Genomic DNA, 19,600 nt, shown 5'->3' with positions numbered 1-19,600 from the left:
CCGACTTTTTGCAAAAATGAGCGTAGCGAAATTTTTGTAGTCGGGAGAGTGTCAACTGCTTGAGGATTACCTAAAATAGCTACACCTGGACTTTGCAAATCTGGATGAATTAGAGGATTTAGAGGTTTAGACTTAGACCCAAAATTGACATTACCAAAAGTATTTTGAGCAAATTCCTTGAGTTGTGACGCTGTTAAATGTTGTTTTCGCATCACAATTACGCCATGTTCCCACAGTGATTTTTTAAGTTCAGATATCTGCTTAATTGTCAATTGCATCAGCTTTTCATTAGGTAGTATTTCTCTACCTAGTCTGGTGTTTTGCTGCACTGTTTGATATTGCATTGTGAGAATCCTTTAAAGGTTAAAAGTGAGTATATGAATATTGAAAATGAGTTTTCAATTTTTCTAATCCTACTGCTATCAGCACAAACACCAGAGATAAACACACAGATATATTACTAACAGTTGTGTCTGTAATTATTGCCAAAGCTGCCAGTGCGATCGCTACACTTATACAAACTTGTTTAAGTTGACTAATTAACCGATATGCTCGATTACAGGAACTACAAATTAATGTGTGTTGTAAAAATCTATTTGAGTCTGTTATTGAATGATGGTCGAAATCTTTAGAAGTAAAATAACCTTGATAATATGGTAAAGAATCACCAAACTTATCTAACCATTTACGATAACTAATTACCAATAAATCTGATGTTTTCAGTGGTAAATAGACTTGGTTTAGATTTTGTTGCGATCGCGCAATTTCTGCTTGTTGTCCTACTATTTGCGGTAAATCTTGTTCTAAAACTTTATTTTGGCGAAAATGTTCTAACCAACGCGGTTTCAACTTCATCTCTAAAGTCCGAAAATTGCGATATCTACGCAACAACAGACGGCATCTTCCCTTACCCAAAGGAATTGAATATAAAGCTATCCCCGCATACCAACCAGGCTTAAAGTTTAATCGATAATGCACCAAATTAGGGGCGATAAAATCCAGATTTTGCCAAACGCCATGAGGATTATTAGCAGGACGCATCTGACCTCGAAACCCTTTAACAGAAAAATCGCTCACTTCCATTGCTAAAGGTTGGGCATGTTTGCGATTACCTTCTGTACCATCATGGCTAATATAAACATGAGCCGGATCAACAAAATTTTCTATTAAATAAGCTTGGTCATAAGGCAAATCTCTTATATAGTCAGTGTAGACAAATTCTGGTTGATCTAAATCAGCAATAGTGGGAATTAAATCAGCCATTGCAGTTTGACAATCCCCTGGCCACATCCAAATCAAACCTTGACGTTCTATCACCGGAAAAGATTGCACACAGGCATTCACAGGGATACTAGCATCTGTTGGTAACTGGGGAATATGCAGACATTGACCATCAATACCAAACTGCCAACCATGATAAGAACATTCAATGTTGCCATCAATAATTTGTCCATCAGAAAGTTTAGCAGCACGATGAGGACACCTGTCAGTTAAACAAACAAATATTCCCTCTTGATTTCTAAACAAAACAAAAGGTTCATCATATAAAGAAAAGCCATAAGGGCGATTTTGCGGTAAATCTTGCACAAAGCAAATAGGATACCAACATTGTCGCCAATTAAATTCCTGCTGTTCCTCACACACTTCCAGAGTCTCTGGAGTCTGAGCTTCTAACGTCATAGTATTATTAGGGTGCCGCCACCCTAATACTGTCGAACTGTCATAGCTCAATCCATCTTCCCAACAGTAGATGCCATCCCATTTTCATACACCCTCAAAGACAGATGCACAGTTATTATTCAGTTCACTTCCCCCTGCTCCCTGCTCCCCTGCTTCTTTTTCCCCCCAACGATGCCATTGACGAAAATTATCTTTCTCACTCACTGCTAAACCAATCTGATGCTGTGACGATAATTCATCATGGCCTCCTTCATTTGCACCGATATAATACATGCGGAAACTGCCATCTTCCATTGGTACTACACAAGGTGTACCTACTGCCCTAGCATCCCAACGACTAGAGTTTTTAGGTGCATGACAAAAGACGGGATTTGAATCTTTTTGCCAATGTATACCATCGTCAGAAACGGCTACACCAATGGAATGATAACCGCTATTATTGACACCTTCGTAAAACATTAAGTACTCTCCATTGATTTTCAGGACATGACGAGTACCAATGCCTTTCTCATCAAAACTGCCAGAATCACCCGTCCCTAAAATTTGACCAACTTTTTCCCAACGCAAACCATCGGTTGATGTTGCTAAACCAACTAAAAAACCTTTTTCTGGGTTCAGGGTGTGGTAATACATCTTCCAAGTGCCATCATCATCACGCAACACTTGAGGCCAAGCGCAGAACAGGGCATCAAATTCACCTTCTTTACCTACATCTAGAAGCGCCCCCTGATAGGTACTTTCCAGACGTACCCAATTAATACCATCACGGGAAATAGCACAGCCAGGGCGCATTTGTAATCCTTTAGCTTGAAACTTGCCTATGTTAACGACCGTGTGGTCGCCGCCGAAGTACCACATCCAATAAAGATGATCGATAAATTGGACATTGCTGACACCAACATGGGCTGAGTCAAACCGATGTAAATCTGGGTGAGGTTCTAAGACAGAACCCATAGTCAGTGGCCCTTTAACTCGTTCCCAATGAATACCGTCAAAAGATGTTGCTAAACCACAGCGACCGGTGGGTAAATTAATTTTTCGGTCAAACGAAGCATCTCGGCCGTAGTACCACATCTTCCAAGTACCATCGGGACAGTGCATGACCTGTGGTGCAGAAACTCGTTCGGAGTCCCACCATCCTGACGGGCCTGGTGCTAATACTAGACCGGGTTGATTTATTTGGGTTGCGTAATTCATAAGATTAATTTGTTTCGCGCAAAGGCGCAAAGGCGCTAAGAAAAGAAAGGTAATTTAGGAATGGCTGGTTACGGAAGGTTGGTAACTATACAGCCATTCTTCAAATTCAGCATCACTGAGTTGGGCTTGTTGCATCATTTTGCTAAGGTAAGTCTCGCTATCGGCTTGATAAGCACCTTTGGCTTGGACTGCGTTACGAATTTGGATGACTTGTGTCCGGGGTTTACGACTATTTTCATAGTCAGTTAAAGCTGTTTCTATATTGGAGGTATGACGCAGACATTGAGAAAGTTCCCATGCATCTTCAAAGGCTGTATTTGCACCTTGACCTAGTAATGGCACCATTGGATGGGCTGCATCACCTAAAAGTGTGACTCTGCCTTGACTCCAATTTTCCAGAGGAGGTCTGTCACATATGGGGCGCTCTACAATGTCTTCAGGGTTTGTTACTTGCAATATTTCTGGTACTGGTTCTGCCCAACCTGCAAACTTTTCTTGAAGGCGAGATTTGACAGCAGTAGCACTTGGGGAAATATTTCCTTCTGGACAGAGGGTAGCTGCACTCCAAAATACATAGCCGCTACCTAAGTCGAAGAACCCAAAAATCTTACCATCTGGTGCTGTCATGGACATGACTTCGTTAGCAAGTAACTTTTCGTGACTGTATTTGAGGACAGCCCGCCAAGACATGCGGCCAGCATAACAAGGTTCGCCGTCACCAATCAAGGTTTGTCTGACTGCGGAGTTTAAACCGTCAGCGCCTATGAGTAAATCTGCTTTTACTGTGGTGTCGTTATCAAAATATACTTTCACGCCTTCGTTATTTTGCTGAAAACCAATGCAGCGATGATCAAGGTGAATTGTCTCGGCTGGTAGTTGGGAGGCGAGGATATCTTGCAGCTGTGACCAGCGAATCTGTAACATCGGTTGCCCATATTTCTCTTGCAGTGTTACTAATTTCTGACCAATCAATTCGCCTGTGCTTTTGTGCAAGTTGAGTTTGTGAGTTTGGCTACCCGCAGATTTTAGCGTCTGGGTAATACCAGGGGATATGGCTTCTAAACTATTGAGTCCGTTGGGTAAAAGACTTAAGCCTGCACCTACTGGACGCAAATAATGTGCTTTTTCATAAACTTGAGCATTTATATCTAAATTGCGGAGGGCGATCGCAACTACTAAACCACCAATTCCTGCACCAATAATTACTATTTTTTGTTCCCTATTTACATTCATAAAATAATCAGCCATTTTGATTTTTCTTTTTCATTTTCAATATCCAACCTTGATAAGTTCGCAAAATTTCGGAATAAGGAAGCGTGGTTTCAAATATCATGTCAATTAATGAATGTGGGAAGATATTAGGTAGAAATCGATGCTTAATTTTGGCAAGATATTCTCTCAAAATAAATTCAAAAAATAATCCAGTAGATGAAGGAAAAGCATAGTCTCCCAGTTCTACTAAAGCGTAACCATCTGGTTGACGACGCAGGGTAAATTGCTGAAGCGCTGCTGCTAAGTTATCTGCATATTCATTTAAAATATGAGCAAATACCATGACATCTTCTAATGCTGCATTACAACCTTGACCAATAGAAGAAGATACAGCATGAGCAGCATCTCCTATAATTAGCACACTATCACCATGATGATAATCACTACAACGAACTGTTAAAATTTTGGCAATTGGTCTAGCTAGGAAATCTTTTGCTGCTGCTTCTGTCATCATTTCACCAATTTCCGGGAAATTCTCGCGGAAGAAATTGAGTACTTCTTGTGGGCTAGAAAGACCAACAATCTGATTTTTTTCGCGGGGAAAATTGATAGCACCGCTCATCGTTCCATCGGCTTGAAACAAAGCTACCATGAGTGTTCCATCGTTGAGTCTCCAAGTATGAATATTGTCTTTTTGGAGGTGATTACTGGAGTTAACTTGCTCATCTAAAAAAATTGATTTGTAGTCAGTGGGATAATACTTCTGTTCACATTCAAAATTTTCAATTTCTAGAAAACCTGATCTAACTACAGAATTGGCTCCATCTGCTCCAACTAATAAGTCATAATCAACAGTGAAATCTGGCTGGTTTTCAATGGCAATATTTTTAAAACTAACTGTCTTATTATCAAAACTAACGGATTGGCATTGACAATCGAAGTAAATGTTTAATCGACTTTTATCATATTTTTGTGCTAATGTTTCTAGTAATACAATGACTAAATTAGTCCGGTCAAGAGTAACTAAAGGTTTTTCTCTGGGTGTAATTCTCGATTTACCATTTTTCTGATGAAAAACTGTTCCTGTCATCTCCACACTTACGGCTTTGACTGCTGCTTCTAAACCTTCAATTTGCCTCAAAGCACTCATACCCCTTTCATTGAGAGAAATCGGGAAGGTTCGAGATTTAGAGAATGAGATAATTCTCGGATCGCTGCGCCGCTCGTAAATATTTATGTGGTATTTTTCTCCCCGCTGTAATAAATAGTGAGCGAGTAAAAGTCCGCTGGGCCCAGCGCCAACAATCACTACTTTTCTGGACATAATTTTAATATCTAATACTTACTTTGATTATTAATGCAGTGAATTTAATCTTTCATGAATCTTCCGAGGGATGTTGACAATATCTAGAGATATCCAGCAGCAGGCGATCACGTAAAACGCACGCTCCGCGATCGCGTAAAACTCATGCTTGGCGATATCCTTTAGTTGATATCCTCCACATTCGCAGCACAAACTACGTTAAAATTCAAGTAGAACAAGCATTTCCCGTGCAAAAACACCCCATGCTGGAGACTCTGCAAACCCAATTGTACCAACTAGAACAATTTGCTAACACTGTTGTTTCTTACCAACTAACACACCTCAGCTTGCTAAGTGTAGGCATTATTTTTGCAGCTGGTTTACTCACCAGCCTCACCCCTTGTATGCTTTCAATGCTGCCCATTACCATTGGTTATATTGGGGGTTATGAAGCGAAAGGCCGCCTACAAGCAGCAGCCCAATCTACATGGTTTGCGTTAGGATTGGCAACTACCCTAGCTGGATTAGGGATTATAGCGGCTTTTGTTGGCAAGGTTTATGGTCAAGTGGGTATCGGCTTGCCAATTATTGTGAGTATTATTGCTATTCTCATGGGGTTAAACTTATTAGAAGCATTACCCCTACAATTTCCCTCTTTGGGTGAAACAAATTGGATTTCCCCAAATTTACCGCCAGGAGTGCGTTCTTATTCCCTGGGGCTAACTTTCGGCTTAGTAGCATCTCCTTGTAGCACCCCCGTTTTAGCCAGCTTACTGGGTTGGGTTGCCAGTACACAAGATTTAATTCTCGGTGCTGTTTTGTTACTATCCTATACAGCAGGTTATGTAGCACCATTAATTTTGGCTGGTACTTTCACTGCTTCCATTAAAAAACTGCTGGAGTTGCGGCGCTGGTCTGGTTGGATTAATCCAGTCAGTGGTGTGCTATTGGTAGGATTTGGTGTATTTTCTTTAATTTCTCGCTTTCCCTTGGGTAGTTTTTAAGCCATGACTGTAGACAATTCAGCCTCCACAGAATTAAGTTGGTGGTTAGTACCTGGGCGATTCTTACGCAGGGAGTTTTTGCCTGTACTGACTAATTTACGCCTAGCGATCGCCTTACTCTTACTCATTGCTCTTTTTAGTATCAGTGGGACTGTAATTGAGCAAGGTCAGTCACCCGCATTCTATCAGTCTAACTACCCTGAACATCCAGCTTTATTTGGTTTTTTGACTTGGAAGGTTATTCAGGTAGTGGGTTTAGACCATGTATACCGTACTTGGTGGTTTCTTGGCTTACTGATTTTATTTGGTACTAGTCTCACAGCTTGTACTTTCACCCGCCAGTTACCAGCCTTAAAAACCGCCCGTCGCTGGAAATATTACGAAGAACCCCGACAATTCCAAAAGTTAGCTTTGAGTGCGGAATTAGATACTGGTTCCCTCAATTCCCTCAACGAAATTTTACAGAATCGCCGTTATAAAATTTTTCAAGAAAAAGACAATATTCTCTACGCCCGTAAAGGAATAGTTGGACGCATCGGCCCCATTATTGTGCATGTGGGGATTGTGACTATCCTTTTGGGGGGAATTTTGGGGGCGATGACAGGCTTTATGGCTCAAGAAATGATCATCAGTGGTGATACATTTCAGGTAAAAAATATTATAGATGCTGGCCCTTGGGCAAATCCCCAAGATTTAAAAAATTGGTCTGTGCGAGTTAATCGTTTTTGGATTGATTACACCCCATCTGGCGGGATTGACCAATTTTATTCCGATATGTCTGTATTGAATAACCAGGGAGAAGAAGTTGACCATCAGAAAATTTTCGTCAACCAACCCCTGCGTTATCATGGCGTTACTTTTTATCAAACTGATTGGGGAATCTCAGCTGTTCGCATCCAATTTAATAACAGCCCGATTTTTCAGTTACCGATGGCTTCATTAGACACCAATGGCCGAGGACGCATCTGGGGAAGTTGGATTCCCACTAAACCAGATTTGAGTGAAGGTGTTTCGGTGATCGCCAAAGACTTGCAAGGTATGGTATTAATTTATGATTCCACCGGCAAATTAGTAGATACCGTACGCACAGGAATGTCAGCCAAAATCAATGGCGTGAACCTGAAAATTGTCGATGTGGTGGGTAGTACTGGCTTACAAATTAAATCTGATCCTGGTATCCCGATGGTTTACACAGGATTCGCATTACTCATGTTAGGCGCAACCATGAGTTATTTCTCTCATTCACAAATTTGGGCATTACAAAAAGGCGATCGCTTGTATGTTGGAGGTAAGACTAATCGCGCCCAAGTCGCTTTTGAACAAGAGGTTTTGCAGATTTTGGATGGTTTGAGTTCTCAGCCTCAAGTTGAAATGCCTAGAGGTGCTGAGTCTTAGCCTACCTCTGGGCGTGACTTGGGGTTTAAATCTATTTTTGGTGACGCACTTCCACCACCGTATGCACATTCCCACGAGGAGTAAAATCTGCCTTAACTGTCACCTCTAAAGGGTCACAAGCAGCCACAAAATCATCCAAAATTTGATTAGCAGATTCTTCGTGGGAAATATAGCGATCGCGGTAACTATTAATATACAGCTTCAAAGCTTTTAACTCCACCACTCGCTCATCAGGCACATAAGTAATATAAATTGTCGCAAAATCCGGATAACCAGAAAACGGACACTTACAAGTAAATTCCGGCAAAGTAATATTCACATCATATCGCCTACCCACACGTGGATTAGGAAACGTAATTAATTTACCTTCCGCAATTTCGCGTTCGCCATATTTCATTTCTGGCTGGGGCTGGGATACAATCTCAGGTGAAGAATTGCTCATAATTTATTTAGATATATAGCTTTGGGTAGTAATTGTTAGCTTTTGGAATACTGTTAACCAAGCTCTTCCCAATCAGGACAACTTTCATCATCCCATCCATGAGGATGCATAGCACAGACTAATAAATTACCACCATAAACTTGACCGTGGTAATTATGACAACCTATGCAAGCAGGATTCTTTTCTGATGTCGGTTCTACCCCATAAGGAAAACCTGGATCTCCATCTCCAACCACATCTTCCAGTTCCCAATAAACTTCTAAAATCGGGTCAGTGAGATCCTGTAAATACTGGTCAACTTCAGTAGCGATGGAAGTTTGTACTTGTTCGGTAAATTCTTCCGTCAATTCAAAAAAGACATCCACCATTTCACTCATTCCTAGGAAGAAGCGTTCTACTTCGTCAGCTACTGTTTCTACGATTTCTGCTAAATCTTTTTGCCATTGTTCCATAAACTTGACGCCCTTACCAGCTATAAACAGGACGCTTAGTGCTACTGAGCTTGCAGCACTAGATTACACCCTAGGCATTGTATGTTATCAACTTTCTGCATATAACACCATGCCAAATTGCCGCCTATTACTAATCATCAAGATAAAAATTAACTGCTGACTAATCTTGTTGCAATTTTTTTAACTCTTCTTGCAGTTTTAGCACTTGTTGGCGCAGGTTATCAACATTTTCTGTTGCTGGCCCTTTTGGCTCTTTAACTGTTGTCTCTTCGTCTTCTTCTAAAATTTCGATGCGACGGGGTTCAGACGTTGGTGGTTTTTCCGTTGTTTCTGTAGATGTCGGCGCCTGTTGAGCTTGCTTCATCATATCTTCTACAAAACGGCGGGCTTCATCTGTATTCATTTCGCCCTTGGCCACCATCTCATCCGCCAGTTTTTGGACTTGCGATCGCAGTTCGGCTAACTTCCCCCCTGCTTTCTCACCCGCGTAAGAAGCCAACCCGACACCGAGGTAAAAAGCTTTTTGAACAATATCTCCAAAACCAGGCATTGCTGCTGAACGCTCCTACAAAATAGGGCGACCCGGAGACTACGCCTACCATAAGCATCCCGTATTGCTGCTACCTTCCGGTTCTGACAAGATTTGGGCGTTAAAGTCGCATAGATCCAGGTCTGATATCAGCATAACACTAAAAGTCCGTAAGTGTGTGTTACTCGACAACAATTTTCCATTCGTAAAGCTGATAACTCACACAGCCGTTTTGCACCAATGGATCAAGAGCCACAATTGCTTCTGCCTCATCCCTCGAAGCCGCCTCAAACAGCAACATTCCTCCTTTGTCTTCTGCCCAATAGCCTGTTCGGGCTTTGTATCCTTTGGCAATCAAATCCTCAACGTAGGCTTTATGGGCGGGTACGTATTGGTCAAAAATAGGTTTATCGACTTTACCTGCTTCAATTTTGACGAACCAAGGCATTTAGTTGCTACCTCTCGATTTTTCTGTATCATCACCTAAACTAGGGACTGCCAATGAATAAATTATCCAATTTACGCAAATAATATTTGTTGTCTTCCCCCTGCTCCCCTTCTCCTACATCTTAGGTGGCAACTTTCTCCTCCAGTGGTTTAAAAGTCTTTTTACTAGCACCGCAGATGGGACATTGCCAATCATCGGGAATGTCTGCAAAAGCTGTACCAGGAGCAATTCCCGAATCAGGATCACCAGTTACGGGGTCGTAAATCATGCTGCATTGTCGGCAAATCCATTTTTGAGTTTTGGGATCTGTATCTACAACCTTAGTTACGGGTTGTCCTCCGTTTAGGACTTCCAAAGCTTCAGCGTAGCGGTCAGCATGGTAATGTTCCACAAACTTGAGTAAACCAAAATTATGGGCAGCTGCGCGAAATGTGTCGGCGTGATCAGTAGATTCTTTGGCTTGCTTGAGAAATTCTGCTACAGCGGCATCATTGTGATCGCGTTGGGCTGAGGCGGCAAAATCAGGATACATTGTAGTATATTCGTAAGTCTCGCCTTCAATGGCTAAAGATAAACAGCGTGACATAATTTCTTGCTTTTGTGCTGCCGTTAAAGCATTGGCATCTTTTACCACAAGTTCTGGATGCAACAAAACAAAATGTGCAAAGGCGTGTTCTGTTTCCTGTTGTGCGGTTTCTTGAAAAAGTTTTGCCAAGTCTTTATATCCAAGTTTGCGCGCGACTTCAGCAAAAAATAGATACTTGCGGTTGGCCATCGATTCACCGCCAAAGGCAGCTTCTAAATTTTGCAAAGTAGTAACATTTGACATATCCATATCTTTTGGCTGCCTGTGAAAAGATGTTTTTTGGGCAACGACAGCTTCTAAAATCGGGTAAATGAGCTTGATTAGTATACTTTTAAAACGTTTTAGTCAATGCTCATCGACTTATATTTAATGTCCCACTTTATTCGTTGCCCTAGAAAAATTATAAAACTGATAAATTTGGCAGAGGAAAATTTTAGTCTTAATTTCTGATCCATATATCCTTAGTTCTCTGGGGTGTAAGATATACTTTTTGTAAAAATCCCCAAGAGCAGAGCAAAAATCAGTAAACTTGGGTACAACATCTCAATACTAGTGATATAGCATCAAAACTGTTGCTAAAATCCAAATAATTTTACTTAAATCCTATGAAAGAAACTGTCCTAGAGGTGCGTAATCTACAAGTTGAATTTTCCGGTGATGGCAGTATTGTCAAAGCTGTGGATGATATATCCTTTCAGATTAATCGAGGTGAAACCCTAGGAATAGTAGGAGAATCGGGTAGTGGTAAATCGGTAACATCACTGGCTGTGATGGGATTGTTGCAAAGTCCCGGTAGAATTAGCGGTGGTGAAGTCTGGTTTCGTCCCCAAGCCAATGCTCAACCAGTTGATTTAGTGCAATTGTCTCCTGAAGAAATGCAGCTACACCGGGGTGGCGATATTGCCATGATTTTTCAAGAACCCATGAGTTCGCTCAATCCGGTGTACACTATTGGTTTTCAGTTAACTGAAGCGATTCTGCGACATCAAAATGTGTCTGTTGCTGAAGCCAAAAGAATTGCGATCGCAGGTTTGCAAGAGGTTAAACTGCTTCCTAGTGATGATGTGATCCAAAAGCAGTGTATTGAAACCTGGCATCAAAATAACCCCAATTCATCGGCATTAGATGACTCAAGGTTAGCAAGGTTAGTTAAGCAGCACAAAGAAGCTGTTTTAGAACGTTATCCACACCAACTATCTGGAGGTCAGTTACAACGGGTGATGATTGCAATGGCCATTTCTTGCAACCCATTACTGTTGATTGCTGATGAACCAACTACCGCTTTAGATGTGACGGTACAAGCCACAATTCTGGAGTTATTGGGAGAATTGCAGCAAAGTCGGGATATGGCAATGATATTTATCACCCACGACTTGGGACTAATTTCGGAAATTGCTGACCAAGTAGCGGTGATGTACAAAGGTAAAGTTGTCGAACAAGGTGCAGCAGAACAAATTTTTAGTAATCCCCAGCATCCCTATACTAAGGGCTTGGTAGCTTGCCGTCCCACACTCAACCGTCGTCCCCAAAAACTCCTCACAGTTTCTGACTACATGAATGTGGAGGAAACACCCACAGGAAATCTAGTCATTCAGGCCAAAGAACCCCCTCGTCCACCAGAAGTTAGCACCGAGGAACTCTCTCAAAGATGGGCGAGTTTAAAAGATAAGTTACCTTTATTACAAGTTTGTGATCTCCAAGTAGGATTTCCCATACGGGGTGTGTTTGGGGGCACAAAACGCTACCACATGGCAGTTAACAGCGTTTCTTTTGATGTTAAACCAGGGGAAACATTGGGTTTGGTCGGTGAATCCGGTTGTGGTAAAACTACCCTTGGTAGAAGTTTGCTGCGCTTAATTGAACCAATGAGTGGTCAAATAATTTTTGAGGGACGAGACATAACTACCCTCAAAGGTGAAGCGTTGCAGAAACTCCGGAGAGAAATGCAAATTGTCTTCCAAAATCCCTTTAGTTCCTTAGATCCTCGCATGAAAATTGGGGAAGCGGTAATGGAACCGTTGCTAATTCACTCTGTGGGTAAAACAAAGCGACAACGAAAAGAACGGGTAGCCGAACTATTAGAAAGAGTGGGTTTAAGCGCCGATGCAATGAACCGCTACCCACATCAGTTTTCTGGAGGTCAACGCCAACGGGTTTGTATTGCTCGTTCTTTGGCTTTAAATCCTAAGTTTATCATCTGTGACGAATCGGTTTCGGCCTTGGATGTGTCGGTACAAGCCCAGGTATTGAATTTGCTCAAAGAGTTACAGGATGAATTTCAGCTGACTTATATTTTTATTTCCCATGATTTAAGTGTAGTGAAATTTATGAGCGATCGCATTTTAGTGATGAATCGCGGTCAAATTGTCGAACAAGGTACAGCCGAAAGTATTTACCTCGAACCCAAGGAAGCATATACACAAAAATTAATTGCTTCGATTCCTACAGGTAGCGCGGAACGTGTGCGTAGTCGTCAATTACGGACATCATAATAAAATCAGTCCTTGGTAAATTGGGCATGAATTCTCCTCAAGAACCTGAAAAAAGCAAAAAATTGGCTTGGCTGAAAAACACTCTAGCCTTGATTGAATATGCAGGGAATAAATTACCCGACCCCCTGACACTATTTTTTTTATTATCTTTGCTAGTAATTATAGTAAGTGCGATCGCAGCTGCTTTCAATCTCTCTGTCATCCACCCTGGAACCAGTGAAACCATCGCGGCGGTATCTCTGCTGACACCTGATGGTATCCGCCGCATTTTTACTTCAGCAGTGAAAAATTTTACTGATTTTCCCCCACTAGGTACTGTATTAGTTGCCATGTTGGGTGTCGGAGTTGCTGAAGCCACAGGTTTACTTTCGGCTTTACTCCGTAAAATCGTTTTAATTGCCCCCAGTAAATTTATCTGTCCTGTGGTGGTATTTGCTGGTATCATGGCAAACATTGCTGCTGATGCTGGCTATGTGGTGCTTGTACCTCTAGGCGCAATTATCTTTTTAGCTTTTCGACGACATCCTTTGGCGGGTTTAGCTGCGGCTTTTGCTGGTGTATCCGGTGGTTTTAGTGCCAATTTAGTAATTAGTTCCCTTGACCCTCTACTTGCTGGACTCACCCAAAGTGCAGTTGAGTTAATTAATCCTAATTATCAGGTAAATGCTACTGCTAATTATTATTTTATGGCAGTTTCTACCTTTTTAATTACTATAATTGGCTGGATTATTACCGAAAAAATTGTTGAGCCAAGATTAGGTAATTATCAGGGTGAAGTAGATTTTCCAATGGCACAACTCAGCGTAGCAGAACACAAAGGTTTACGCTGGGCAGGGTATTCTTTGTTAGCATTTACAGCCTGTTTGCTAGTAATGGTGTTACCGCCCCAAGGCATTTTACGTAACCCGGAAACCTTTACAATTATCCCTTCACCTTTTTTAGATAGCATCGTGTTTATTATTGCCTTGGCTTTTCTGATACCAGGTATTTTTTATGGCAAAGCCGCAGGCACAATTCATCATGATAAAGATGTTGCCAAAGCCTTGAGTAACTCCATGAGTATCATGGGCTATTACATTGTTTTAGCGTTTGTTGCTGCCCAATTTATTGCTTATTTTAGTTGGAGTAATTTAGGAGCAATTACGGCAATCAATGGAGCTGAATTTCTACAATCTACAGGAATTACAGGCGTACCATTACTAATATTATTCATCTTAGTCAGTATGCTGCTCAATTTATTTGTGGGTTCAGCATCAGCAAAATGGGCGATTATGGCTCCTGTGTTTGTACCGATGTTTATGTTAATGGGTTACTCGCCGGAGTTGACCCAAGCAGCATACCGTATTGGTGATTCGACAACAAATATTATTACGCCATTAATGCCTTATTTCCCAGTAGTGGTAGCATTTGGGCAAAAATACGATAAAAATTTAGGCATTGGCACATTAATTGCCATGATGTTACCTTATGCGATCGCCTTCTTATTAGGTTGGTCTATCTTGTTGATTATTTGGTTTATCTTGGGTTTACCTCTTGGCCCTGGTGCGTTGATGAAGATTAATTAGGGGATTGGGGAATATCGTAAATAGAGTATTTTTGTACCATCTTTCAATCCACTCCTAGTGTCAGATAACATTTTAAAGACAATGCACATTACTCAGACTCTCCATACAGCGATTCTCGTAACTGACTTGGAAAAATCAGAATATTTTTATGGCAAAGTGTTGGGGTTACCCAAAATAGACCGTTCTCTAAAATACCCCGGTGCATGGTATCAAGTCGGGAACTATCAAATTCACCTGATAGTTGCAAATACTGTTCCTACCGAAAACCCTAACGAAAAATGGGGACGTAACCCCCACGTTGCTTTTGCTGTGGTTGATTTGGAAATTGCTAAACAAGAGCTGCTTCAGCAAGATTATCCCGTACAAACTAGTGCTTCTGGTCGTGCTGCTCTTTTCACTCAAGATCCAGATGGGAATGTTATTGAATTAAGTCAGGGGTAATGGGGTGAAGAATGATTGAATTTTGAGTTATGAAAGTTATTGCCTATACTTATACTGATCCCTTACTAGAATCTTCCCTTGATCCTGATGATTGGGGATGGGAGGTAGATCGCTTTTATCATGATTTGGGTAAGCGATCGCAACTAAAACAATTATTCACAGATTGTCAAACTGAACCAGCAAATTATCTCCTGATCCGCCGCTTAGAAGAATTGGGGAATACTCTAGAGGAAGTGAGCGATCGCTTACATGAATTGGAAGTCATGGGGATGAAAGTAATTGCTACTGAACAACCCTATACTTCCGAAAATTCTCATGTCCAGGCTGATTTGTTAAAGTTGCTACGGGAAATCCAGCATCAACAACGTAGTCGGCGGATTCGTCAAGGACATGCTCGTAGTCGTCTGGAAACTGCACCACCTCCAGGTAAAGCTCCCTATGGTTATCGACGTAGTAAAGAAAAATACATTGTTGATCGGAGTACTTCTCCAGTAGTTAAAGATTTTTTTGAGTACTTTTTACTTTATGGTTCCTTGCGGGGAGCAGTTCGTTACCTAGCAAAAAAATATGGTAAGAAGATTTCTGTGACTACAGGGCGGCGCTGGTTGACTAATCCGGTTTATCGCGGTGACACGGCTTATCAAAATGACGAAATTATTTCTGATACTCATACGCCTATAATTTCTCGAGAAGAAGCCGCCCAAATTGATCGAATTTTACGCCGTAATAGTCGTTTACCGTCTCGGACTGCTAGTGCGCCGCGTTCTTTAGCAGGGTTAGTTGTCTGTGGAGAGTGTCAATCGCATACAACAGTTACCCGTGTCACCCAACGCCACCAAGATAAAGAGTATTTATATTTACGTCCTATCAGCTGCACTAAAAGCCCCAAATGTCGAGCAATTCCCTATTATGAGGTATTAGCACATACCATTGAAATTGTTTGTCGTGACTTACCCTTAGCAGTAGCAGGAATGAATTTTCCGCAGTTGGATGCAATTAAAAGTAGTTTAGGGGAAGCGATCGCGCGTCAACAAGCAATACTTCAGCAGTTACCCACTTTAGTCGAAACTGAAGTTTTGGATGAGGAAACAGCAAAGTTGAGAGCTTACAAACTGCGTACAGAAATTTCTGCACTCCAGTCTAGGCTAGCTACTCTTCCTCCAGTTAACTTAAGTTCTGTGGCTCAAGCTGTTTCAATTCCGCAATTTTGGTTAGATTTGTCAGAAGCAGAACGCAGGTTTTATTTTCGAGAATTTATTCGGCAAATTAAAATTATTCGCCAAGATCAAGGCTGGGACTTACAAGTGATTTTTATTTTTTAAAATTGTTGTCAATCTATTGCACTGCGTGATTACACACGCTGAATTTACTAGCCTCTAGTCTCTATTCTTTCTCATTTTTACTAGAAGATGCAGGTGGTTTACCTGTATTCCGCACATTCACAACTTTACCTAATAAATCGAACCAAAAAGGCGCACCCATCGCAATAGCAATACCACTCACAAACCAGCCGCAAATCATCGTTAAAACTTTCCAAATGGAGAATGGATACTTGGGATTAAGATTCCAATTAATTTGCTGTTGTAAATTAATCGTACTCCAACCAATGGGTAAGGCAATTTCGTTTAAAATTTGTTCAGTTTGCTTTTTAAGAGCATCTAAATCTCCTGGTTGACTACCAGTGGTATTATTTTGGACTAATTGTCCTGCATTATTGACAATGGCTATACGTATGGAAGAATCTTTGGATAATCGGCTAGCAATATGAAATGCATCAGCATTGGCAATTATGGCAATAACCATACCAATTAAAATTGCCACTCCTTTGGCGTTACGTTTATATACACCAGCTGCTCTATCCATTGATTTATCAAATGTATGTTCTATTTCTTGTTGTAATATATAAACGCCTTCTTGGGTATTTTTAGCCTTAATTTGGGCCCGCTTGGCTAATGCAGCCATGTTGCTAACTACCGTTGGTGGTAGTTTTTTGCTTAATTCGTCAATTCTGGCACTCAAAGAAACAAAGGTTTTATAAGCTTCACTTTCTGGGTTTTGAAATTCATTGATAAAACCTCGATGAACATCACTACCTATATTAATTAATTCCACTATTTCATTAATATTAGGTCTTAACCCTTTAAGCGAAATAGTTTGTTCAATGTTGTCAAAAATATCTTGTCTAAAAAATATAATTTTTTGCAAGGCTTTGCTAGCATAAATATCTTCTGGCATATCTGATCGAAACACTTCTATATATCTATCTAAGCTTTGTCCCATGCGATTCATACTAGTAGTTAAATCAGCCTTGCCTTTTTGGAAATCATCAATAATTATGCTAAAGCTTTTTTCCACGATCTCTGTAAAGTCTTCATAGATATAAACAGAAAATCTACTAATATGATTATCTACAGTATTTACCTGTTGATTAAATTTTAACAAGATATTTTGGATTGCTTGTAACTGTTCATCTTTAAAATTTATCAGTCTTGATTCAGTTAGAGTCTGCACAAGTTTTGGTATTCCTAATGTTTCCATTAGTGTGGTAGCAAAAGTTTCCGCAGGAATATAAGAGGGAGCGCTATGTTTTCTATCATCTTTGACATCTTGATCATGTGTATAGCCAAAAATACTTTTTCTTCTTTTTTCTCCAGATAAGGAAAATTTTATGGGAAGAGATGACAAGAACCAAATAAACTTGCGAGGTAAATTTGTTAAAAATCCTTTAGCTTCTTGATTAACGCTTTTAATTAATGGATGTTCGTATAAGTCGTTGACAAAGTTGATGACACTATCATCTTCGGATTTAACTGCATCACCTGCGATGAGAATTTCAATTGATTTTTTTAAATGAACAGCACGCCATTGTAAAACTGTAGTAATTAATTCCTGTATTTCCGAGGCTAACAAGCTTAAAATTAAGTAAATAAAAATTAACCCAATTGCTACATCTAAGATAAAAGGTAAACTCATTGTCAAAGTCCTCAATCAGTAATCTGCACGCTCTGGATGGTATTAGTTGTATCATTTATATCCAAAAATGATTGTTAAATAAATTGACAAAATCCCGGAGAATTTCTCAAAAAATTATCGCTGACCAGAGAAAATTAAGCTAACCTGGAAACTTAGCAATCGTCAGAACACATGTTGTTCTGGGTGGCAGCACTAGAGATTCACTTTGGTCTCTATGTAATCAAACCAGCAAGTAAAATGATTATCATAGGATATGCAAGAAGGAAGCTTTATTTGGGGTCATCTAGAAAAACAGCATCGCGCGGTTAACAAATGGATTGATTGGGTATGGGTGATAGTTCTGCTTCTGGCAGCAGTATTATTGTTTAGCATCAATCTGGGCGGATTACCGTTGCAAGATGGCGATGAAGGTACTGTGGCCCAAATAGCCAGGGAAATTTTGAATTCCCCACCAGATTCCCTGGGATGGCTGTACCCGACATTAGGTGGAGAACCATATCATCAAAAACCGCCTCTCATGCATTTGTTAATTGCTGGGGCTTATTTTTTAGGAGGCGTTAATGAATGGACAACACGCCTACCAGGCTCAATTTTGACAGCAATATCAGTACCATTACTATATTGTCTTGGTCGAGAGCTATTTCGTCAACGTTGGATAGCTATTTATAGCGCCTTAATTTACTTGACAATGCTGCCTGTGGTGCGTTACGGCAGATTGGCTATTTTAGATGGGGCAGTGGTAAGCTTTTTCATAGTGATGATGTTGTGCGTGTTGCGATCGCGCCGCGATTTACGTTATTGCCTAGGTGTTGGTATTGGTTTTGGGTTGATTTGTCTAACTCAGGGTCTGTTAGGCATATTACTAGGTGTAGTTGCAGTCATCTTTTTGTTTTGGGATACACCCAGATTGCTTACCAATTACTATTTATGGATAGCCATCTTCATTGGCATTATACCTGTAGTTGGTTGGTATGGCGCTCAACTGCTGAAATATGGGTACACTTTTTTCCCAGCAGGTATTATTAATCCACCATTAAACCAAGTTGCCACAGTCTTGGAAAAAAATAGCGCCCCACCCTGGTTTTATGTCTGGGAAATTTGCAAATGGACATGGCCTTGGTTACTTTTTTTGCCCCAGACAATATGTTTAATATGGGAAAATCGCAACCTCAGCTGGGCGAAAATGCTACTGGTATGGAGTGGTGTTTATTTACTGTTAATTTCCGGCATAGATGCCAAACTTCCTTGGTATATATTCCCGATATATCCTAGTTTAGCCTTAGCTTTTGGTGCCCAGTTAGCAGAAACAGAACATTTGCCTATCATCACCACCTATCCCCGTACGTGGGTGGCTGGCTTGTCAATACTAGCCGTAGTAGCTTCTGCCGGGAGTATTTATTTTAGTGGTGGTACAGTACCAAAAACTGATTTACAGCTAATTTTTGCAGCTGTAGCATTGACGATGACCTTAGCAGCTATCTTGGCAGAAAAAGGTGACGGGCAATTTCTGAAGATTTTGTTTTGGGGAAGTTATGTATCGCTGCTGCTATTGATGAAATCTAACTACTGGGTGTGGGAATTATGGCAAGCCTATCCAGTTAAACCAGTTGCTGCCATGATTGAGCAGGCAGATCCAGTAGAGGCAAAGATTTATACATCTTTTCCCTACCATCGCTCCTCATTAGATTTTTATAGCGATCGCACCATTATTCCCGCTTCTGTAGGTGAGTTGCAATATTATTGGCATTACATCCCCCAACCCTATTTCCTGCTCCAAGCGTCAGATATCGAAGAACTCCAACTCGAATCCATGACATTGATTAACCAAGCAGAAGATTGGATACTGGTGACAAAAGAAACTGGTCGGTTGTGAGGGTATGA

Annotated in this window: 17 protein-coding genes, 1 other RNA gene and 1 pseudogene; 7 read left to right on the top strand and 12 right to left on the bottom strand. The window is 40.8% G+C overall.

Translation table 11 applies throughout. The features are described 5' to 3' along the window. From ACM0OT_RS14100 to ACM0OT_RS14080, 5 genes and pseudogenes are all read right to left on the bottom strand, one after another. A pseudogene (locus ACM0OT_RS14100) lies at window positions 1–344 on the bottom strand (hypothetical protein); the annotation flags it as partial. A gap of 19 nt (window positions 345–363) precedes the next feature. Next, window positions 364–1,680, bottom strand: coding sequence for a Rieske 2Fe-2S domain-containing protein (locus ACM0OT_RS14095; RefSeq protein ID WP_414564956.1), 1,317 nt, complete (start codon window positions 1,678–1,680; stop codon window positions 364–366). Window positions 1,681–1,764: 84 nt separating this feature from the next. Next, complete coding sequence (locus tag ACM0OT_RS14090; RefSeq protein ID WP_414564955.1) at window positions 1,765–2,877, bottom strand: glycosyl hydrolase; 1,113 nt, start codon at window positions 2,875–2,877, stop codon at window positions 1,765–1,767. 54 nt (window positions 2,878–2,931) lie between these two features. Beyond that, complete coding sequence (locus tag ACM0OT_RS14085) at window positions 2,932–4,110, bottom strand: FAD-dependent oxidoreductase (protein WP_414564954.1); 1,179 nt, start codon at window positions 4,108–4,110, stop codon at window positions 2,932–2,934. Window positions 4,111–4,117: 7 nt separating this feature from the next. Further along, window positions 4,118–5,413, bottom strand: a complete 1,296-nt coding sequence (locus ACM0OT_RS14080; protein ID WP_414564953.1) for an FAD-dependent oxidoreductase — start codon at window positions 5,411–5,413, stop codon at window positions 4,118–4,120. A 242-nt stretch (window positions 5,414–5,655) separates the two neighbouring features. On the opposite strand from ACM0OT_RS14080, the gene ACM0OT_RS14075 reads away from it, so the two are divergent. Together ACM0OT_RS14075 and ACM0OT_RS14070 are read left to right on the top strand one after the other, a co-directional pair. Beyond that, complete coding sequence (locus tag ACM0OT_RS14075) at window positions 5,656–6,396, top strand: cytochrome c biogenesis protein CcdA (protein ID WP_414545252.1); 741 nt, start codon at window positions 5,656–5,658, stop codon at window positions 6,394–6,396. Window positions 6,397–6,399: 3 nt separating this feature from the next. After that, complete coding sequence (locus ACM0OT_RS14070) at window positions 6,400–7,791, top strand: cytochrome c biogenesis protein (RefSeq protein WP_414564952.1); 1,392 nt, start codon at window positions 6,400–6,402, stop codon at window positions 7,789–7,791. 31 nt (window positions 7,792–7,822) lie between these two features. On the opposite strand, the gene queF is transcribed toward ACM0OT_RS14070, so the two are convergent. The 6 genes from queF to ACM0OT_RS14040 form a co-directional block, all read right to left on the bottom strand. Continuing rightward, window positions 7,823–8,233: a preQ(1) synthase gene (gene queF / locus ACM0OT_RS14065; protein ID WP_414564951.1), complete on the bottom strand. Its 411-nt coding sequence runs from the start codon at window positions 8,231–8,233 to the stop codon at window positions 7,823–7,825. A gap of 53 nt (window positions 8,234–8,286) precedes the next feature. Continuing rightward, entirely contained in the window at window positions 8,287–8,685 is a 399-nt protein-coding gene (locus ACM0OT_RS14060; protein ID WP_414564950.1) for a hypothetical protein, read from the bottom strand. A gap of 160 nt (window positions 8,686–8,845) precedes the next feature. Beyond that, a complete protein-coding gene (locus tag ACM0OT_RS14055; protein ID WP_414564949.1) occupies window positions 8,846–9,235 on the bottom strand; it encodes a phasin family protein in 390 nt (129 codons plus the stop codon). A 26-nt stretch (window positions 9,236–9,261) separates the two neighbouring features. Then, window positions 9,262–9,358, bottom strand: an RNA gene (gene ffs / locus ACM0OT_RS14050) — signal recognition particle sRNA small type. 37 nt (window positions 9,359–9,395) lie between these two features. After that, a complete protein-coding gene (locus ACM0OT_RS14045; protein ID WP_414564948.1) occupies window positions 9,396–9,662 on the bottom strand; it encodes a YciI family protein in 267 nt (88 codons plus the stop codon). A gap of 121 nt (window positions 9,663–9,783) precedes the next feature. Beyond that, a complete protein-coding gene (locus ACM0OT_RS14040; protein ID WP_414564947.1) occupies window positions 9,784–10,497 on the bottom strand; it encodes a rubrerythrin family protein in 714 nt (237 codons plus the stop codon). Window positions 10,498–10,853: 356 nt separating this feature from the next. Here ACM0OT_RS14040 and ACM0OT_RS14035 point away from each other — a divergent pair, with 356 nt between their 5' ends. From ACM0OT_RS14035 to ACM0OT_RS14020, 4 genes are all read left to right on the top strand, one after another. Next, window positions 10,854–12,740 carry an ABC transporter ATP-binding protein gene (locus tag ACM0OT_RS14035; RefSeq protein ID WP_414564946.1) on the top strand — a complete coding sequence of 629 codons (1,887 nt, stop codon included), beginning with the start codon at window positions 10,854–10,856 and terminating at the stop codon, window positions 12,738–12,740. Window positions 12,741–12,766: 26 nt separating this feature from the next. Continuing rightward, window positions 12,767–14,305, top strand: coding sequence for an AbgT family transporter (locus ACM0OT_RS14030; RefSeq protein ID WP_414564945.1), 1,539 nt, complete (start codon window positions 12,767–12,769; stop codon window positions 14,303–14,305). A gap of 81 nt (window positions 14,306–14,386) precedes the next feature. Then, on the top strand, window positions 14,387–14,746 hold the full coding sequence (locus ACM0OT_RS14025; RefSeq protein ID WP_414564944.1) for a VOC family protein: 360 nt from the start codon (window positions 14,387–14,389) through the stop codon (window positions 14,744–14,746). A 29-nt stretch (window positions 14,747–14,775) separates the two neighbouring features. Next, entirely contained in the window at window positions 14,776–16,068 is a 1,293-nt protein-coding gene (locus ACM0OT_RS14020) for a recombinase family protein (RefSeq protein ID WP_414564943.1), read from the top strand. A 61-nt stretch (window positions 16,069–16,129) separates the two neighbouring features. Here ACM0OT_RS14020 and ACM0OT_RS14015 read toward each other — a convergent pair whose 3' ends face one another. After that, window positions 16,130–17,719, bottom strand: a complete 1,590-nt coding sequence (locus ACM0OT_RS14015) for a hypothetical protein (RefSeq protein ID WP_414564942.1) — start codon at window positions 17,717–17,719, stop codon at window positions 16,130–16,132. Window positions 17,720–17,972: 253 nt separating this feature from the next. On the opposite strand from ACM0OT_RS14015, the gene ACM0OT_RS14010 reads away from it, so the two are divergent. After that, on the top strand, window positions 17,973–19,592 hold the full coding sequence (locus ACM0OT_RS14010; protein ID WP_414564941.1) for an ArnT family glycosyltransferase: 1,620 nt from the start codon (window positions 17,973–17,975) through the stop codon (window positions 19,590–19,592). Window positions 19,593–19,600: the final 8 nt, after the last annotated feature.

Source organism: Anabaena sp. CCY 9613 (assembly GCF_963920895.1).
Lineage (GTDB): Bacteria > Cyanobacteriota > Cyanobacteriia > Cyanobacteriales > Nostocaceae > Cyanocohniella.
The sequence above is the reverse complement of the archived record's forward strand: the minus strand, read 5'-3'. Positions and strand labels throughout refer to the sequence as shown.

Coding starts and splice junctions, on each gene's coding strand:
- ACM0OT_RS14060 (WP_414564950.1), bottom strand. CDS start 8,685: ATGGAACAATGGCAAAAAGATTTAGCAGAAATCGTAGAAACAGTAGCT.
- ACM0OT_RS14020 (WP_414564943.1), top strand. CDS start 14,776: ATGAAAGTTATTGCCTATACTTATACTGATCCCTTACTAGAATCTTCC.
- ACM0OT_RS14090 (WP_414564955.1), bottom strand. CDS start 2,877: ATGAATTACGCAACCCAAATAAATCAACCCGGTCTAGTATTAGCACCA.
- ACM0OT_RS14035 (WP_414564946.1), top strand. CDS start 10,854: ATGAAAGAAACTGTCCTAGAGGTGCGTAATCTACAAGTTGAATTTTCC.
- ACM0OT_RS14055 (WP_414564949.1), bottom strand. CDS start 9,235: ATGCCTGGTTTTGGAGATATTGTTCAAAAAGCTTTTTACCTCGGTGTC.
- ACM0OT_RS14070 (WP_414564952.1), top strand. CDS start 6,400: ATGACTGTAGACAATTCAGCCTCCACAGAATTAAGTTGGTGGTTAGTA.
- ACM0OT_RS14075 (WP_414545252.1), top strand. CDS start 5,656: ATGCTGGAGACTCTGCAAACCCAATTGTACCAACTAGAACAATTTGCT.
- queF (WP_414564951.1), bottom strand. CDS start 8,233: ATGAGCAATTCTTCACCTGAGATTGTATCCCAGCCCCAGCCAGAAATG.
- ACM0OT_RS14045 (WP_414564948.1), bottom strand. CDS start 9,662: ATGCCTTGGTTCGTCAAAATTGAAGCAGGTAAAGTCGATAAACCTATT.
- ACM0OT_RS14010 (WP_414564941.1), top strand. CDS start 17,973: ATGCAAGAAGGAAGCTTTATTTGGGGTCATCTAGAAAAACAGCATCGC.
- ACM0OT_RS14085 (WP_414564954.1), bottom strand. CDS start 4,110: ATGAATGTAAATAGGGAACAAAAAATAGTAATTATTGGTGCAGGAATT.
- ACM0OT_RS14025 (WP_414564944.1), top strand. CDS start 14,387: ATGCACATTACTCAGACTCTCCATACAGCGATTCTCGTAACTGACTTG.
- ACM0OT_RS14015 (WP_414564942.1), bottom strand. CDS start 17,719: ATGAGTTTACCTTTTATCTTAGATGTAGCAATTGGGTTAATTTTTATT.
- ACM0OT_RS14040 (WP_414564947.1), bottom strand. CDS start 10,497: ATGGATATGTCAAATGTTACTACTTTGCAAAATTTAGAAGCTGCCTTT.
- ACM0OT_RS14095 (WP_414564956.1), bottom strand. CDS start 1,680: ATGACGTTAGAAGCTCAGACTCCAGAGACTCTGGAAGTGTGTGAGGAA.
- ACM0OT_RS14080 (WP_414564953.1), bottom strand. CDS start 5,413: ATGTCCAGAAAAGTAGTGATTGTTGGCGCTGGGCCCAGCGGACTTTTA.
- ACM0OT_RS14030 (WP_414564945.1), top strand. CDS start 12,767: ATGAATTCTCCTCAAGAACCTGAAAAAAGCAAAAAATTGGCTTGGCTG.